Raw genomic sequence first — 16246 nt, 5'->3', positions numbered from 1 at the left:
GTGGCCTCTTTCCTGGAGGCTCGGCCGCAAAATTGGCCATTCATCAACAGTTGGCCAAGTAACGGAAAGATCCCCGGGTCAGGCCCAGCGCTCGGATCCGGGACCACGGGCGCGGGACGTGCCGAGGGCCCCGATGCCGAGCAGCACCGCGGCCGCCGTCCACAGCGGGGCGGCCACCCCGAGGTGCCGGATGAGCAGGGCGCCGGCCATCGCGCCCACCAGCAGCGCCACGATCGACAGCGCCTTGCCCACGACCTGCTTCACGGGCCCGCCCCGGTCGGCGACCAGCGACGTGAGCGCGGTGGTGATCACGATCGTCCGGAGACCGGGGACGTCGACGCGCCGCACGATCGCGAACTGCCAGCCCATCGACGCCGCCAGCAGCGGGATCAGCGCCTGCCGCTCGAGCGCGGGGGTGTGGCCGAGGACCGTGGTGATCAGGGCCGCGACCGCGAGGGCGGCGGCCTGCACCGTGACGCCCGCGGCGAGCAGCAGCCCGCGGTGGTCGAGCCCGCCGAAGCGCACCCGCCCGCCGACGGCGGCGCCGACGCAGAAGAACACGGTCGAGATGGTCGTCGCGACGAACGCGCCCGTCGCCTCTCCCCTGCCGCCGAGGCGGAAGCCCAGGAAGATGACGTTGCCGGTGGCGTTCGCGACGAAGACGTTGCCGAACTCCAGGTAGCTGACCGCGTCGATCAGCCCGGTGATGCCCGTCAGCAGGATGAGGAACGCGGGCAGCGGCCCGTGCTCACGCCTCCCCGGCGCGGCGTCACTCGTCGGCAAAGCTCGCGTCCGTCCCCTCCGCCTGCTCCTCCGGGGTCATGCGCATGCGGAACAGCCGGTCGATGACCGTGCCGATGACGAAGGTGACGGCGAACGCGTACGCCCCGACGGCGAGCACCGCGACCGCCTGCTTGCCCAGCACCGACGCCGGGCCGCCGTAGAAGAGCCCCGCCGTGCCCTTCTCCCAGCCGGTGGCCAGGAAGCCGAGCGACAGGACGCCGACGATCCCGCCGGCCCCGTGGATCCCGGCGACGTCCAGGGTGTCGTCGTAACCGGCGACGAGCTTCAACTGCACCGCGTACGTGCAGACCGCCGCCGCCACGACGCCGATGAGGAACGCGCCCTCGACGCTGACGAACGCGCACGACGGGGTGATGGCGACCAGCCCGGCGAGCGCGCCGCTGGCCGACCCGAGCCGGGTGAGGTGCCGGGTGCGCAGCCATTCCAGGAGCCGCCAGGTCAGCATCCCCGAGCAGCCCGCGATCATCGTGCTGACGAACGCGCGGGTCGCGAGCGCCCCGTCGTTGAGCGCCGAGCCCGCGTTGAAGCCGAACCAGCCGAACCACAGCAGGCCGAGGCCCAGCATGACGAACGGGATGTTGCCCGGCCGCGGCCCCTCGCCGCGCCGGAACTCGACGCCGCGGCCCAGCACCAGCGCCATCGCGAGACCCGAGATGCCGGAGTTGAGCTCCACGACCAGGCCGCCCGCGAAGTCCATCACGCCCCACTCGCTCAGCCAGCCGGACGGCGCGAACACCCAGTGCGCGATGGGCAGGTAGACCAGCGTCACCCACACGACGACGAACAGGATCCACGGGCCGAACCGCGCCCGTCCGGCGATGGACCCGCTGATCAGCGCGACGGTGATGATCGCGAAGGTGAGCTGGAAGCACGCGTAGATCTGTTCCGGGATGCGGCCCTGCAGGGTGTCCGGGCCCACGTTGCCGAGGCGCCAGTCGCCCCACCCGATGAGCCCCAGCCCGCCCGCGTCCTTGCCGAACGCGATGCCGTACCCGTAGAGGAACCACAGGATCGTCACCAGGCTGATGCAGATGAAGCTCATGTAGAGCATCGTCAGCATGTTCTTGGAGCGGACCATCCCGCCATAGAAGAAGGCGAGCCCCGGCGTCATGAGGAGCACCATCGCGGTGCTCACCAGCAGCCAGGCGGAATCGCCGGTGTTCAGTCCCGAGGACATTTCAGACCTTCCTGATGTTTCCCTTTGGGGATCGGTCCGTCCGCAGGCAGGGAATTCCCGCGATACCTCGCACATCGCCGAGGACGCGGCAAACACTGCGCTCGGAAACCTTGGTCGCCTCTTGGCGCGCCGCCCGCACGCCGCGTCCCGCCATGCCCCACTCCGGGCTTCGAAGGAGCTTCCGGATTTTTCGTTATCGCCCCCTCCGTGGCGGGTCTGCCTCGTGATCCGTACACGGAAGGGACGTGGAAGCGATGAGGGAACGGGACGGGCGCGGGCCGCGCCGGGCGTCGGAGCGGGTCGTCGTGTGGACGGCCGTGGGCGCGGCGGGGCTGCTCGTGGCCGGGGCGGTAGCCGGGACGGTCGTGGGCCTGGTGCGGGACGAACCGGACAGGACGCTCGCGGGGCACGCGGGCACGCCGTCGCCCGCGCCGACGGCGCCGCGCTCGACCGCCCCCGCGTCGCCGCAGCCGTCGCGGACGGCGCCGGAGCCGACGTCGCGGAAGACGCGGGAGCCCGTGCAGAGGGAGTCGCGGGCGCCCGAGCGGGCGCGGACGTCCGCGCCCGCCCGTCCCACGCGGACGAGCGAGCCCCGGCGGTCCGCGCGTCCGGTCCCGGCGGGCGGGACGGTCGCGGCGCGGGTGGTGGCGCTCGTGAACGACGCGCGCGCCGGCGCGGGCTGCGGGCCGGTGCGGAGCAACGCGCTGCTCGTTCGGGCGGCGCAGGGGCACTCGGCGGACATGGCGGCGCGGGGCTTCTTCGACCACACGAGCCCGGACGGGGACGGCCCGGGCGACCGGATCACCTCGGCGGGCTACCGGTGGTCGACGTACGGGGAGAACATCGCGAAGGGACAGTCGGGCCCGGAGAGCGTGATGAAGTCGTGGATGAACAGCCCCGGGCACCGCGCGAACATCCTGAACTGCAAATTCGACGAGATCGGCGTCGGTGTCGTCGAGTCGGGCGGCCCGTACTGGACGCAGGTCTTCGGCGCCCGCTGATCAGCGCGGGGTCGCGAACACCTGCGTCCACCAGGGGCCGCCGGGCCCCTGCGACACCGCGACGCCCATCTGCCGGAGGTCGCAGTTGACGATGTTCGCGCGGTGCCCGGGGCTCCCTATCCACGACGCGACGACGCGGGCGGGCGTCGGCTGGCCGTGCGCGATGTTCTCGGCCCACGCGCTCCAGCGGTACCCGGCGGCGGTGATCCGGTCGCCGGGCCCGTCGCCGCGGGCGCCGCGGTGGTCGAGGGCGCGGCGGGCGGCCATGTCGGACGAGTGCGCGCGTGCGGCCTCGCTCAGGGCGGGCGCGACGGTCAGCGGACGGCAGCCCGCGCGGGCGCGCTCGGCGTTGACCAGCCGGACGACCTGCTCCTCGACCGTCGGCGGCGCCTCGGACTCGGGCCGGTCGAGGTGGTCCTTCGCGGGCGTCGTCGCGGGCGCCGTCTCGGGGACGGGCGTGCGGGACGGCGCGCGCTGCACGGGCGCCGGGTCGAGCGCGCGGGGCGCCGGAGGCGGCGCGTCCCGCAGGCTCCAGACGGTCACGGCGGCGGCGATCACGAGCGCCGCACCCGCCGCCGCCCACCCGGCCCGCGCCGCCCCGCGCCCGGCCCCCTCCGCCCCGGACGAGTCGAACATGCCGGACCCGCCGGGCTCGCCGGCGCCGGCTCCGGCAGCCTCGCCGGACCCGCCGGGCTCGCCGCTCGCGGTCGCTGCGGACGTGAGGTCGAACGGGGTCGGGGGCGGGGGGATCATGACGAGGCCGGCGAGGAGGGCCTCGGGCGGGAGGAGGTCGCGGCCCCGGTCGGCGCACGCGGGGCACGCGCGGAGGTGCCGGGCGATGCGCTTGCGCCACAGCGGAGACGGGCGGCCGTCCCAGCGGTCGAGGGGGAGGTCGGCGCAGCGCGGCGGTGCGAGCGCGCGGACGACGGCGCGGCACGTCGCGAGCTGCGCCTTCATGCGCTGCACCCGGACGGCGGCGTGCGCGGGGGTCACGCCGAGCCCGTCGGCGAGCTCGCGGCGGGCGAGGTGGCCGGACGCCTCCAGCCACCAGAGGGCGAGGACGTCGCGCTCGCCGGGGTCGAGCCAGCGGGTGGCGTCGGCGACCTCGCGGCGCTGCCCGGCGAGTTCGAGGCGCAGGACGGCCGTCTCCGCGAAGTCCGGGGCGGGTTCGGCCAGCCGCGCGAGGGCGTCCGGGTCGACGGGGGCGCGGCGGCGCAGCGCCGCCCACCGGCTGCGGACCTGGTTCATCGCGATGGAGACGAGCCAGGAGCGGAAGCTGGCGGGCTCGCGGAGGCCGTCGAGGCCGCCGAGCGCGCGCAGCAGCGACTCCTGCACGACGTCGTCCACGTCGGCGTGGCCGTCGAGGGCCCAGCCGACCACGTTGTAGAGGAGCGGCAGGTGTTCGGCGACCAGTTCGTTCCTGGCGGCGGGGTCGCCGTCCTGCGCCGCCCGCACGAGCGGGGCCACGTCCTTGGGCACGGGCTTCACCGTCCTTCCGAGAGCTCCTCAGGAGACGCCCCGGGACGCGGCGGATAACACGAAATGCCGGTGATCGAGGGATTGCGGGCCATCGCCGTAGCATGGCAAAGACGCCGCCCGGCGGCGATCCACCGGACGCAGATCGGACGCTAGCCGGGCGGCTCTCCGGTGAGGACGCCCGCGGACCACAGCAGCCGGATGTGGTCGATCAGCGGCGGGCCCAGCGCGAGCAGCGCGTCCGCGTCCTGCTCGGCGACCGGCGGGGTCACCATCGCGCTCATCGCCGCGACGATCGTCCGGCAGGCGAACCGGACGGACTCGTCCTCGGCGCCCACCAGGTCGGCGAGCGCACCGGTGATGATCTCCTGGGTGCGGGCGCGGCGGTCGATCGCCTCGGGGCCGGCCGCGTAGACCTCGACGAGGAACAGCCGCGCGTAGGGCAGTTCGGCGGCGAGCGCCCGCAGGTAGGCGCCGACCGCGCGCTCGCACAGCGCGAGCCGGTCGGCGGGCGTCCCGCCGGCCGCGGCGCCGCGGGCGACGCCGACCTCGGCGGCGAGCCGTTCCAGCAGGATCTCGCCCGCGCCCGCGAAGGCGGCCATGAAGCAGTCGAGCTTGGAGTCGAACAGCTCGTAGAAGCTCTGCCGCGACACGGTCGCCCGCTGCAGGACGTCCGCGACGGACGTGTCGACGTACCCCTTCTCGGCCATCACCTCGGCCATCGCCCGGCACAGCCGGGCCCGCTGGATGCGCCGCACCTCCTCGCGCGCCAGGGCGTGGCGGCCGCGGGGCAGGCGGCGGGTCTGCGGTTCGGGCATCCGCCCACGATAGAACGTCCCGGGCCCGGAGAGAACGCCCCGGCCGCGACGGGTGGGCGGCGCGGGCCGGGGCATGTCCGGGGCATGGGGGGCTGGTTCACTCGGGAGATCGTCGACACCGGACGGCTGCGCCTGTTCGTGTTCCTGGTGGCGTTCATCGCGGCGTTCCTGTTCATCCGGTTCAGCGTGCGGATGATCCGGGCGGGGGTGCGGTGGTGGCCGGGGAACGTCACGCCGGGCGGCCACCACATCCACCACGTGGTGTTCGGGCTGGTGTTCATGTGCGTGGGCGGTGTCGGCGGGCTGCTGGTGGAGGACGGCTCGTCGGCGGCGGCCGGGGTGCTCGCGGGCGTGTTCGGGGTCGGGACCGCGCTCGTCCTGGACGAGTTCGCGCTCGTGCTGCACCTGAAGGACGTCTACTGGACGCGGCAGGGGCAGCTGTCGGTCGAGGTGGTGTTCATCGCGATCGCGCTGTGCGGGCTGGCGCTGCTGGGGCTGCGCCCGCTGGGGATCGGGGACGAGCGCGACGAGGGCGAGGCCGCGTGGGCGGTCGCGCTGACGCTGCTGTTCAACCTGTTCGTCGCGCTGGTCGCCCTGGTCAAGGGCAAGGTGTGGACGGGGCTGATCGGCCTGTTCGTCGGCGTGGTGGCGATCGTGGGCGCGGTCCGGCTGGCGCGTCCGGAGTCGCCGTGGGCGCGCCGCCGGTACGGGGAGCGCAAGCTCGCGCGGGCCGCCGCCCGCGACGCCCGGCTGCGGGGGCCCGTCCAGCGCTGGGCCACCGCGCTCGCCGATCTGGTCGCGGGCCGCCCGTCGTCCCCGTCCTGACCGCCCGGCGCCCCTGAGCGGCCGGACCGGTCAGCCCGCGGTCGGGGGTTTCTCGCCGAACGCCCAGCCCGCGTCGAGCTGCTCCCTGATCGGCGGCCAGTCGCCCAGCGTCGCGTGCGCCTTCTTCGGCAGGCCGTCGACGTTCCCGGAGGCCATGACGACGAAGAAGCCGATGACGGCCGCGAAGATCAGCAGGAACGGCAGGACGGGCGGCGCGCCCGCGACGATCAGCGCGATGCCGAGGGCGAGCGTCCCGGCGGTGCCGAGGCAGCCGAAGCCCGTCACGTTCCGGCCGCGGGACCGGTGCGCGGCGGCGCAGGCGGCGCAGCGCGGCACCCGGGCGGTCAGCTTCCGCCAGGTGGTCTGGATCTGGCGCGCCGGGTAGTAGCCGACGACCTGCTGCTGGACGTCGCCGTGCATCCGCTTCTCGTACGTCGCGTCGTCGTCGGCGGGGTTCTCCCGGCAGAACCAGCAGGTCGCGTAGAGCCGGTTCTCGCCGACGGTCTCGATGTTCGCGCGGATCCGGGACCGGACGGTCACCGTCGCGGCGACGGGCTCGGCGCGTTCGAGGATCTCCTCGGCCGTCGCCCAGTCCTTGGTCGTGTTGCCGTACAGCACCGTGCACTGCTGGACGCGTTCGGCGATCTCGTCCCGGACGCCCTCCAGCAGCGGGTGGGCCGGGGTGAGGATCTCGCCGAGCGCCTCCAGCGCGGCACGGGAGTGGTCGAGGATGTGGACGGCCTCGTCGCGGGCGGTGTCCGGGGACGTCCGGGCGCGGTCGAGCGCGGAATCCCCGAGCGCCCGGAGCCGGTTCAGCTCGGGCGCGGCCGCCGCGCGGAACGCGGTGTCGACGGCCGCCTCGTCGAACCCGGACGTGCGGATCACCCCGGCGAGCGCGACCCCGCCCTTCGCGTCGCCGCCCAGGGACGTCCCGACGGCGGCCTCGGCGGCGATCCGCAGCAGCACGGCGGGCAGCCGTTCACGCAGCTCGCCGGCCGTGCCGGGGCCGAGGCGCGGGTCGTCGGCGGCGCGGGCGCGGGCGGCGACCAGGTCCCAGAACGCGTCGGTGTCGAGGACGGTCCGCCAGTGCCGCAGCGCCGGTTTCCACAGGTCGCGGCCGCCGGGACCGTCTGCGGCGGTGTCGGCGTCGAGGTAGCCGTCGAGGGCCTGGGCGTGGGCGAGGACGGCGAGGTTGTGCGCGGCGACGGCGGCGGCGCGGCCGGGCGCGGGGTCGGCCCACAGCCGTTCGGCGTCGTGCGGGCGCCCATCCCGCAGGGCGTCGAGGGCCTCGTCGCGGGCGCCCTCGACGGCCGCGTTGTGCGCGGGCCAGAACCAGAACAGCTCGTCCTCGAGGCGGCGGACCGGGTCGCGCAGCCGCTGCAGCGCCTCCTGGACGGCGTCCGGTTCGGGCGGCGGGCGGAGCGGCAGCGGTCCCGGGGCGCCGCCCGCGCCCGCGCCGAGCCGGGCCTTGACCCGCAGCTCCTCCGCGCGGCGCCGGATGTCGCGGGCCGTCGCGTGGACGGAGAGGCCGGCGACCCGGAACGCGTTGCGCCGGTACAGGTCGGTTCCGGCGTTCGCGAAGAACGCCGCCGCGTTCCGGTCCCGCGTGCTCATCGTCCCTCCACTGCGGAAACGCGCAGGCTGACCGTGCGGTCGCGGGGGTCGCCGGGGACCGCGTCGCCGCCGTGCGGCGGGTCCAGGCCGGCGAGCGTCGACAGCGTGAACCGGGCCGTGGGGATCCCCGCGGACGCGCGCAGCGCCTCCCGGGCGACCGTGGCCCGCATCATCCCGATCTCGACGTTGCTCGCGTACTCGCCGCCGGGACGGACGGCCGTGCGGTCGGTGTGGCCGACGACCGCGACCGCGAGCCGCCCGGCGTGCGGGCGCAGCCGCTCGCCGAGCGCGGCGAGCGCCGCCCGTCCGTCCGGGGTGAGCTCCGCGCCCGCGCCGAACAGGCCGCGGTCGAAGGTGACCGCGATCTCCCCGGCGCGGCGTTCCGCCCGCACCCCGGGGACGTCCAGGTCCAGCCCGGTGAGCGGGTCGGCGGACGCCGGCGGCGCGGCCGGCGCCGACGCCGCGGGCGCCGGGGCGGCCGGGAGGGCCGCGGGCGCGTCGTCGTCCGCCCAGAGCGCGGCGAGCAGGACGAGCGCGAGCAGCGCCGCGGCCGCGCCGCCCGCGCGGAGCAGGACGCGCGCGGTGAGCGCCCGGCCGGGGCCGGTGGCGGCCGACCGCGCGCGCAGCTCGGCGATCCGGGCGCGGCCCCGGGCGGCGCCGGCGTCGCCCGGGGACAGCGCGGCGGCCTCGGCCCAGCAGCGGTCGGCGTCGTCCAGCCGGCCCTGCTGCGCGTACATGCGGGCCCGCAGGTCGAGGACGTCCGCGCCGTGCTCGCCGTCGAGCAGCGCCGCGGCCTCCGCGTACCGTCCGGCGCGGGCGAGGACGCGGGCCTGGGCGAGCGCCGCCTCCCGCGCCGCGAAGGACGCGGACGGCGGCGCGGGCGGCGACGCCGGGTCCGGTGCGCGCGCGGGGCCGCTCATCGGCCGCGCCGCACCGTGCTGAATGGGTCGGGCGGGGGCGGCGGCGACGGCAGCATCTCGCCCAGCGCCGCGTTGACCTGCCGCAGCGTGTCGACGTCGCCGGACTCGGCGGCCCGCCGCCCGGCGGCCACCAGCCGGCCGGCCTCCTCCCGGTCGCGCATCTCGGGCTGGAGCGTCTCCAGCTCGTTGAACGCGATGAACGCGAGGTCGCCGGACGCGTCCAGCACCCGCATCGCGAGCAGCCGCAGCTCGTCGATGCGCTGCCGCAGCAGGTCGGCGTCGTGCGCGGTGATCGCCTCCTGGACGGCGTCCTCGGCGGCGTCCAGCATCGGCTGGTCGCCCGGACGGCCGCGCTCCCGGACGATCTCCCGCAGCACCGGGACCGCCTCGCGGGCCTCCTGGACGAGCTGCGGCCATTCGAGCTCGTCCTCGGCCTCGTCCACCGCGGCCCGCAGGTCGAGCAGCCGCCGCGCGCCGGCGGCGGCCGCGTCCGGGTCGACCTGGGCGGCGTCCACCTCGGCGTCGAGGTCGGGGACGATCCGCTCGGCGTCGATCCGGGCGAGCACCGCGGCGGCGCGCGCGTCGCCGAACTCGTCGACGCGGCGGCGCACCGCGGCCAGCCGCCGCTTCTCGGCGGCGGCGTCGCGGGCGAGGTCGGCGGCCGCCGGCACCGACTCTGTCCGCAGGTTCAGGACGTGCTCGAACTCCTCGTCCAGGATCGGGACGTACGCGCGCGCGACCACGAGCCTCGACTCGTCGATCGCGATGGTCATCTCGACGTCGCTGCCCTCGGGGACGTCCCGGGTGACCTGCTCCGCGTCGACCTCCAGCCGGCCGATGCGGCGGTTGCGGTCGGCGCGGTGGTGCTCGCCCTCCACCACCGGGATGCGGATCATGCCGTCGCCGCTGCCCCGGCTGACGGTGACGGTCGTGCTCAGCTTGGTGCGGCGGCGGGCCGGCAGCGGCGTGCCCTTCCGGAACAGCCACTCGACCTCGTTGTCGGCGAGGCCGATCCCGATGGAGTGGGTGAGCGGCGGCTGCGTCTCGACGATCCCGACCGTGTAGGTGAGCGTGCCGGGCTCGATCGGGCGGCGGTCGCCGGTCGCGTTCGTCAGCTCGATCCGGAACGTGTTCGCGCGCCCCTTCTCCGCCCAGAGCGTCGCGGTGAACGTGCCGTCCGGCGCCAGCGGGACCCGACCGCTGCGCCAGGGCGGCTTGGCGTCGGGGTTGACGAACTCCACGGAGCAGCCCGCGGTGTCCGCGCCGGTCACCCGGCCGCCGACGAACGGCTCGATGTCCGGTCCGACCGGGCGGTACTCCAGCTCGACGGCGTACTCGCCGCTCGCCGCCGGGGGCGGCGGCGCGTCGACGGCGTCGAGCCGCTGCCCGCCCGCGAAGATCGCGGCGCCGCGCGCGACGACGGTGAGCGGGTCCTGGCTGTGGTCGAGGGCGATGCCGAGGCCCTCGCGCGGGTCGGCGAGCCGCTCCCGCAGGTACGGCATCAGCGTCGGGCCGCCCACCAGCAGGACCTTCTCGATGTCCCCGGGGCCGAGGCGGCTCTCCGCCAGCGCCTTGCGGCTCAGGTTGACCGACCGGACGATCAGCGGCTCCATCAGCCGCTCCACCTCGGCGCGCGCCAGGTCGTAGATGAAGTCCCGGGGCTCGCCGGCCGCGTCGGCGATCTCGACCGTGATCGCCGCCTCGTCGGCCCGGGACAGCTCGATCTTGGCGGCCTCGGCGGCCCACTTCAGCTTGGCCATGTTGCGGCGCTGCGCGGGGTTGCCGCGGCGCAGGTCGTCGACGCGGAACTCCGCGGCGACCGCCGGGACCAGCACTTCCTCGACGATGGCCCAGTCCAGCAGCTTGCCGCCGAGGTAGTTGTCGCCGCAGTGGTTGACGACGGTGAACTCGCCGTCGCGCACGTTGACGACGGCGGCGTCGAAGGTGCCGCCGCCGATGTCGTAGACGAGCCAGAACGCGTTGTCGGTGTCGGTCTGGAACCCGTACGCGGACGCGGCCGCGGTGGGCTCCTGCAGCAGCGGGGCGTACGGCAGCCCGGCCAGTTCGGCGGCGCGCCGGGTGGCGTCGCAGGCGCTGAGCTCGAAGGCGGCGGGCACGGTGATGACCGCCGCGCCGATCTCCTCGCCGTGGTGCTGGACGACGTCGTGCCGCAGCGACCGCAGCACCTCGGCCGACATCTCCTCGGGCGTCATCGTGCGCCCGGCGGCGGGGAACTCCTTGGGCCGGCCGGTGGTGCCCATCCGCAGCTTGAACTCGACGCACGTGTTGTCCGGGTCGTCCTCGCTGCGCTGCTTGGCCCGCATCCCGACCTGGAGCCTGCCGCGCCGGTCGAGCATCACCGCCGACGGGGTCGTGTCGGAGCTGACGTTGTTCTTGATGACCTCCGCGCCGACGCCGCTCAGCATCGCGATCGCGCTGTTGGTGGTGCCGAGGTCGATACCGAAGTCGATCGTGGTCCTGGTCATCGTCCGCGCGTCTCCTCCATCGCTCCGGAGGCCGGTCCGGCGGCGCCCGGTTCCTCGGTCCGTTCCGGGGTGCCCACGATGACCTCCGCCATCTGGATCGAGCGGTCGTCGAGGTAGACGCCCGGCCGCACGGTCTCGATGATCTGCTCCCGGTGCAGCCCCGGGGTGGGCTGGTAGGCCGCCACGGACATCGCGAGCCCGTGGTCGAACGGCTCGCCCGCGTGGTCCTTGATCTCGACCCCCGCGTCGGCGAAGGCGTCCCAGGCGGACTCCAGGTGCCGGACGAGCGCGCGCGGCGGGTCGTCCATCCGCTCGATGCGCGCGCGCAGCCGCCACAGGCTCGTCGCCACGTCCGCGAGCGACCGTCCGCCCAGCCCGGCGGGCTCCGCGGGTCCGGCGGGCCCGGGGGCGGCCGGGGCGGGCACGTCGGTGACGGTGTCGGTGACGGTGTCGGCGGCCGGCGGTGGCGGGGGCGGCTCCGCGGCGGCGGCCTCCAGGCGCGCCGACTCGGTGAGCGCGGCGAGCGCGTCGGCGGGCCACGCGGGCGCCGCGATCCGGAATTCCGGGGGGTACCGCCATTGCCGGAGCGCGCCCCGGCTTCCCCCGACGAAGCGTCCCATCCGGTGCGTTCCTCCCGATCACGGCTGATCCGGAGTGCGATTTTCGTCGCGCCGAAGAGGGACTGTCTAGGTCGATTTACCTACTCTCCCGGCCGTTCTCGGACCCTGACCGGATTCGGCCAGGAAAGGACCGATACAGAACCGTATTCGGGTCCCATATTTCCCATAAGCCCCAAACACCCGAAAAATGGGGGCTGTCCGTTCGTCCGGGATTCCCGGCGATCGTTCAGCGCGCCACGTAGCCGCCGTCCACCGGGAGGGCGGCGCCCGTGACGAACGACGACTCGTCGGACGCGAGGAACAGCGCGGCGGCGGCGAGTTCGGACGCCAGCCCCCAGCGGTTCATCGGCTGCAGCGGCATCTTCGCGTCCGGCGGCGGCGCCGGGCGCTCCGCGGAGGCCCCCGCGAGGTCGGTCCACGTCAGGCCCGGGCATATCGCGTTCACCCGGATGCCGTCCTCCGCGTGGTCCAGCGCCGCGCTCTTCGTCATCTGGACGACCCCGCCCTTGGCCGCCGCGTAGACGGAGTGGTTCTTCCAGCCCACGAGGCCGGCGGCGGAGGCCGTGTTCACGACCGAGCCGCCGCCCGACCGCAGCATCGCGGCGATGCCGTACTTCATGCCGAGGAACACGCCCTTGAGGTTCACCGCCACGACGTCGTCGAACGTGCTCTCGTCCTGCTCGGTGACCGGCCTGCGCGGGCCGCCGAACCCCGCGTTGTTGCACAGCACGTCCAGCCGCCCGAACCGCTCCTCCGCGGCGGCGACCATCGCCCGGACGTCGTCCGCCCGCGCCACGTCGCAGTGCACGGCGGCGGCAGCAGCACCGATCTCGGCCGCGACGTCGTCCTGCCGGCCGCTGCGGTCCGCGCACACGACCCGCGCGCCGTGCGCGGCGAACAGGGCCGCCATGGACCGCCCGATCCCCGCGCCCGCCCCGGTGACGATCGCGACCTTCCCGGCGAGCCGCTCGTGTCCGGACTCCATGGCGCCCTCCCCTTCGTCCCTACGTTCCCGTGGCGGTGGTCCGGTGCCGCGCCCTGCGCGCGAGCTCCGGGTCGTGCTTGGCGATGAGCTGCCGGACGCGCGCCTCGGCGAGCGGCCCCAGCCCGTCGTAGACGCCCGCGAAGATCCGCCGCGCCCGGCGCCCCGGCCAGCCGGGCGGCAGCAGGTCCGCGGGCAGCTCGGGGTCGACGCTCAGCAGGTCGCGCCAGCTCTCCTTGACCTCCGTGCGGGCCACGAGCGCCTCCGCCGCCCCCACCCGGCCGTGCTCGACCCGCTCCAGCAGCGGCGCGAACGCCGCGATGTACTCCGCGTAGCGGGCGCCGATCGCGTCGACGTCCCACGCCGACAGCGGGTCGCCGCCGCCCGCCGCGTACGTCACCTCCGCGCGCAGGACCGTCGCGTCCGCCACCCCGACGCTCTCGAACAGCTCGACGGTCTGGTCGCGGTCGGCGCGCGGCGACACCCACACGTTGTCGTAGAGCGGGGCGTAGCCGAGGTAGCGCAGCCGCGTCCGCGCGACGTGCCGCAGGTCGCGCCGCTCCTCGGGCACGGAGAACATGACGGTCGTCCACGCCCCGTCCCACGGCCGCTCCTCGGCGCGGAACCGCACCACCCGCTCCTGCACCCGGCCGAGCGAGCCCGCCGCGGTCGCCGTCAGCCGGTAGTACGTCCGGCGCCCCTTCTTGGCCGCCTCCAGGACGTTCCGCCGGGCGAGGCGCGCGATCGCGGCGCGCGCGCTCGGCGCCGTGTTGTCGAACTCGGTGAGCAGCTCGACCATCGCCGCGGACGGCAGGTACTCCTCGCGGTCGGGCCAGTAGTCCATGAAGAGCCCGAGGACGAGGTGCTGCGGGTTCGACCCGACCTGGACGCGCGGCAGGTCGACGGCGGTCTCGGCCCCGGTCTCCAGGACCGCTTCGGCGGCGGTCCCGCCGGCGGTCTCCATCTGGGCATCCATCACGCGGGAAGGCTATCCGCGCGGGCCCGGCGCACCGGTGCGTCCATCAGGTGTTGCGCCCGCCGTTCACGCCGATGACCTGGCCGGTGACGTACCCCGCCTCCTCGGACACCAGGAACGCGCACGCGGCCGCGATGTCCTCCGGCGTGCCGGGCCGCCGGACGGGCGTGCGCCGCGCGTGGTCGTCGACGGTGCCGCCGAACATGCCGCGCCGCTCCGACTCCCGCAGCATCGGCGTGTCGATGAACCCGGGCGGGATCGTGTTGACGGTGATCCCGCGCGGGCCGAACTCCAGCGCGAGCGACTTGGTGAGCCCGATCAGCCCCGCCTTCGACGCCACGTAGTGGGCCATGTACTCCTGCCCGCCCTGCGCGCTGGACGACGAGATGTTCACGATCCGGCCCCACCCGGCGGCGAGCATGTCGGGCAGCACCGCCTGCGTGCAGTGGAACGGGCCGTCGAGGTTCACCGCCATGACGCGGCGCCACTTCTCCTCCGTGATCGACGGGAACTCGCGGAAGGCGGTGATCCCGGCGTTGTTCACGAGGACGAGCACCGGGCCGAGCTCCGCGCGGACGCGCCGGACCGCCGCGTCCACGCGGGCCCGGTCGGCGACGTCGGCGCCGCCGACCGCGAGCGCCGTGCCGCCGCGCTCCCGCACCTCCGCGGCGGCCCGCTCCGCGTTCGCCGCGTCGATGTCGAGGACCGCGACGGCGAGGCCGTCCCGCGCGAGCCGGTGCACGATGGCCCGCCCCATGCCGGAGCCCCCGCCGGTGACGACGGCGACGCGCGCCCCGCCGCCGCCGGGCCCGGGTGATGTTTCGGTGATCGACATGAGCGGCCCCGGTCAGACGGCCGGTTCGGCGGTCGTGTCGAAGAACGCGGCACCCGAGTCCGGGATGCGCGGCTGCATGAACACGTTGACCGCGTACGAGACGAGGATCATCGAGTAGAGGAGCTGCAGCAGGCGGGCGTCGTCGTCCGCGAGGTCGTCGAGGTCGCGGCCGTTGAGGTACTCGACGGCCTCCTCGGCGCGCGGGGCGATCGCGTCGTAGAACTCCTCCAGCTCGTCGTACTTCTTCGACAGGCGCATGTCGTAGCGCTCCTGCCGGGTGGGGCGCGCCCAGTCGGCGACCCACCGTTCGAGGTCGGCGAACCGCTCGGGCAGGGTGCGGGCGCCGGCTCCGGCGGACGTCGCGGTCGTCATCGGCCCTCCTCCGCGTCGCGGGCCCCGTGGGCGGCGACGGTGTCGCGGACGGTCTTGTGGAACTTGCGGATGAGCAGTTCCTGGTCGCTCAGGTGGAACCGCTGGTTGGCGCGGGTCGACAGCCCCTGCTGCGTCGCCTCGATGGTGTTCACGTCCTGCATGGCGAACTCGATCGTGCTGTCGACGACGAGTTCCTGCGCCAGCCGCTCCTGGGCGTTCTTCGGCGGGACGAAGTAGAGGTCGATGTCGTAGGTGTGCCGGTCGACGGCCTCCGGCCAGTACGTGTAGGTGATGTAGAACCCGCGGGCCCAGATCTGCACCGACAGGTTGGGGAACAGCCAGAACTGGTCGTTGCCCCACGACCTGATGTTCCCGGCGTTGAGGAACCCGGGGAGCGGGCCGAGGTCGGGCACGTCGTCGGGACCGAACAGGCCCGCCCGGAACAGGCGGTACACCCACTTCTGGTCGCGCGCCGCGGGCCCGGCCGTCCCGGGCTCGCGCGGCGGGAGCGGCGGCGGGCCGGGCACGGACGTCAGCATGTGCGGCGTGAACAGGTCGTAGTGGTAGGAGTCCGGCGGCGGGACCATCTTCTCCGCCTTGGCGACGTCCTTGTCGATGAACCGCGCGTGGACGTACGGCGGGTGGTACCACTCGCAGACGGAGTCGACGGCGAGCTTCCAGTTGCCGCGGATCGGCGCGGAGAACCCGTAGTGCTGCGTCATCTCGTGGAACGGGTACGCCTCGAGTTCGCGGAGGCGGTCGCCGAGGTAGGCGCGCAGCGGGACGGGGTCGGGCGCGAGGTTCACGAAGACGAACCCGGCGAACTCCTCGCAGTGGACCGGCGGCATCCGCAGCGCGTCCTTGTCGAGGCCGAAGAACTCCTCCTCGTTCGTGACGTGCGTGACGCGGCCGTCCAGCCCGTACCGCCAGCCGTGGTACTTGCAGGAGAACTCGCGGCACGAGCCCTTCGACTCCTCCTGCGGGTGCTCCTGCCAGACGACCTTGTTGCCGCGGTGGGCGCACACGTTGTGGAAGGCGTTGACGGCGCCGTCCTTGCGGCGCGCGACGACGATCGACGCCAGGCCGTTCAGCTCGCGGGTGAAGAACGTGCCCGGGCGCGGGAGCCGCTCGGACCGCCCGACGTACAGCCACGACCGCCGGAACACGGCCTCCCGCTCGGCCTCGAAGAACTCCGGCGAGATCGAGTCCTCGTAGTCGACCGGCCCGGTGTCGAGGTCGTCGTACAGCGGCGTGAACTTGCCCTTCCCCGTGGCCAGGCGCTGTTGCAGCTCCGTCATCACCCGTCTCCTTGCCTTGGCATGAGGCCGATAGTAATCAGT

The 16246-nt window shown here is 74.7% G+C and carries 15 protein-coding genes; 2 read left to right on the top strand and 13 right to left on the bottom strand.

Annotated elements, in window-relative coordinates; translation table 11 throughout:
- Positions 1–78: 78 nt before the first annotated feature.
- Both H505_RS0113465 and H505_RS41685 read right to left on the bottom strand, forming a co-directional pair.
- Positions 79–783 (bottom strand): YoaK family protein, encoded by a 705-nt coding sequence (locus H505_RS0113465; protein ID WP_026402411.1) that lies wholly within the window; start codon positions 781–783, stop codon positions 79–81.
- Positions 770–1981 carry an ammonium transporter gene (locus H505_RS41685; protein ID WP_034517828.1) on the bottom strand — a complete coding sequence of 404 codons (1212 nt, stop codon included), beginning with the start codon at positions 1979–1981 and terminating at the stop codon, positions 770–772. The genes H505_RS0113465 and H505_RS41685 overlap by 14 nt, the downstream gene beginning before the upstream one ends.
- 254 nt (positions 1982–2235) lie before the next feature.
- On the opposite strand from H505_RS41685, the gene H505_RS51610 reads away from it, so the two are divergent.
- Positions 2236–2982, top strand: coding sequence for a CAP domain-containing protein (locus H505_RS51610; protein WP_084550241.1), 747 nt, complete (start codon positions 2236–2238; stop codon positions 2980–2982).
- Here the strand turns inward: H505_RS51610 and H505_RS0113450 are convergent, their stop codons facing one another.
- Together H505_RS0113450 and H505_RS0113445 are read right to left on the bottom strand one after the other, a co-directional pair.
- Positions 2983–4461: a sigma-70 family RNA polymerase sigma factor gene (locus H505_RS0113450; protein WP_034517826.1), complete on the bottom strand. Its 1479-nt coding sequence runs from the start codon at positions 4459–4461 to the stop codon at positions 2983–2985.
- Between the two features lie 149 nt (positions 4462–4610).
- Positions 4611–5276, bottom strand: a complete 666-nt coding sequence (locus H505_RS0113445) for a TetR/AcrR family transcriptional regulator (RefSeq protein WP_026402408.1) — start codon at positions 5274–5276, stop codon at positions 4611–4613.
- Positions 5277–5360: 84 nt separating this feature from the next.
- On the opposite strand from H505_RS0113445, the gene H505_RS41675 reads away from it, so the two are divergent.
- Positions 5361–6101 (top strand): hypothetical protein, encoded by a 741-nt coding sequence (locus tag H505_RS41675; protein ID WP_034517825.1) that lies wholly within the window; start codon positions 5361–5363, stop codon positions 6099–6101.
- A gap of 30 nt (positions 6102–6131) precedes the next feature.
- On the opposite strand, the gene H505_RS0113435 is transcribed toward H505_RS41675, so the two are convergent.
- From H505_RS0113435 to H505_RS0113395, 9 genes are all read right to left on the bottom strand, one after another.
- Entirely contained in the window at positions 6132–7715 is a 1584-nt protein-coding gene (locus tag H505_RS0113435; RefSeq protein WP_026402407.1) for a hypothetical protein, read from the bottom strand.
- A complete protein-coding gene (locus H505_RS41670) occupies positions 7712–8635 on the bottom strand; it encodes an OmpA family protein (RefSeq protein ID WP_051300636.1) in 924 nt (307 codons plus the stop codon). The genes H505_RS0113435 and H505_RS41670 overlap by 4 nt, the downstream gene beginning before the upstream one ends.
- Positions 8632–11121, bottom strand: coding sequence for an Hsp70 family protein (locus tag H505_RS0113425; protein WP_026402406.1), 2490 nt, complete (start codon positions 11119–11121; stop codon positions 8632–8634). Before H505_RS0113425 ends, H505_RS41670 begins: the two co-directional genes overlap by 4 nt.
- Positions 11118–11741: a nucleotide exchange factor GrpE gene (locus tag H505_RS0113420; protein WP_026402405.1), complete on the bottom strand. Its 624-nt coding sequence runs from the start codon at positions 11739–11741 to the stop codon at positions 11118–11120. The genes H505_RS0113425 and H505_RS0113420 overlap by 4 nt, the downstream gene beginning before the upstream one ends.
- Positions 11742–11967: 226 nt before the next feature.
- Positions 11968–12726, bottom strand: a complete 759-nt coding sequence (locus tag H505_RS0113415) for an SDR family NAD(P)-dependent oxidoreductase (protein WP_026402404.1) — start codon at positions 12724–12726, stop codon at positions 11968–11970.
- A gap of 19 nt (positions 12727–12745) precedes the next feature.
- Complete coding sequence (locus tag H505_RS41665) at positions 12746–13699, bottom strand: PaaX family transcriptional regulator (protein ID WP_084550208.1); 954 nt, start codon at positions 13697–13699, stop codon at positions 12746–12748.
- A 46-nt stretch (positions 13700–13745) separates the two neighbouring features.
- Entirely contained in the window at positions 13746–14534 is a 789-nt protein-coding gene (locus H505_RS0113405; protein WP_026402403.1) for an SDR family NAD(P)-dependent oxidoreductase, read from the bottom strand.
- 12 nt (positions 14535–14546) lie between these two features.
- Entirely contained in the window at positions 14547–14906 is a 360-nt protein-coding gene (locus tag H505_RS0113400; RefSeq protein ID WP_051300634.1) for a hypothetical protein, read from the bottom strand.
- Entirely contained in the window at positions 14903–16204 is a 1302-nt protein-coding gene (locus H505_RS0113395; RefSeq protein ID WP_026402401.1) for an aromatic ring-hydroxylating oxygenase subunit alpha, read from the bottom strand. Before H505_RS0113395 ends, H505_RS0113400 begins: the two co-directional genes overlap by 4 nt.
- Positions 16205–16246 lie beyond the last annotated feature (42 nt).

Origin of the sequence: Actinomadura rifamycini DSM 43936 (genome assembly GCF_000425065.1) — a bacterium.
Lineage (GTDB): Bacteria > Actinomycetota > Actinomycetes > Streptosporangiales > Streptosporangiaceae > Spirillospora > Spirillospora rifamycini.
This window is presented reverse-complemented; position numbering and strand designations above follow the sequence as displayed.

Bases quoted from the DNA above. Each gene is read 5' to 3' on its own strand.
- H505_RS0113425 (WP_026402406.1), bottom strand. From the start codon at position 11,121: ATGACCAGGACCACGATCGACTTCGGTATCGACCTCGGCACCACCAAC.
- H505_RS0113445 (WP_026402408.1), bottom strand. From the start codon at position 5,276: ATGCCCGAACCGCAGACCCGCCGCCTGCCCCGCGGCCGCCACGCCCTG.
- H505_RS41675 (WP_034517825.1), top strand. From the start codon at position 5,361: ATGGGGGGCTGGTTCACTCGGGAGATCGTCGACACCGGACGGCTGCGC.
- H505_RS41685 (WP_034517828.1), bottom strand. From the start codon at position 1,981: ATGTCCTCGGGACTGAACACCGGCGATTCCGCCTGGCTGCTGGTGAGC.
- H505_RS0113405 (WP_026402403.1), bottom strand. From the start codon at position 14,534: ATGTCGATCACCGAAACATCACCCGGGCCCGGCGGCGGCGGGGCGCGC.
- H505_RS41670 (WP_051300636.1), bottom strand. From the start codon at position 8,635: ATGAGCGGCCCCGCGCGCGCACCGGACCCGGCGTCGCCGCCCGCGCCG.
- H505_RS41665 (WP_084550208.1), bottom strand. From the start codon at position 13,699: ATGGATGCCCAGATGGAGACCGCCGGCGGGACCGCCGCCGAAGCGGTC.
- H505_RS0113395 (WP_026402401.1), bottom strand. From the start codon at position 16,204: ATGACGGAGCTGCAACAGCGCCTGGCCACGGGGAAGGGCAAGTTCACG.
- H505_RS0113420 (WP_026402405.1), bottom strand. From the start codon at position 11,741: ATGGGACGCTTCGTCGGGGGAAGCCGGGGCGCGCTCCGGCAATGGCGG.
- H505_RS0113435 (WP_026402407.1), bottom strand. From the start codon at position 7,715: ATGAGCACGCGGGACCGGAACGCGGCGGCGTTCTTCGCGAACGCCGGA.
- H505_RS0113400 (WP_051300634.1), bottom strand. From the start codon at position 14,906: ATGACGACCGCGACGTCCGCCGGAGCCGGCGCCCGCACCCTGCCCGAG.
- H505_RS51610 (WP_084550241.1), top strand. From the start codon at position 2,236: ATGAGGGAACGGGACGGGCGCGGGCCGCGCCGGGCGTCGGAGCGGGTC.
- H505_RS0113415 (WP_026402404.1), bottom strand. From the start codon at position 12,726: ATGGAGTCCGGACACGAGCGGCTCGCCGGGAAGGTCGCGATCGTCACC.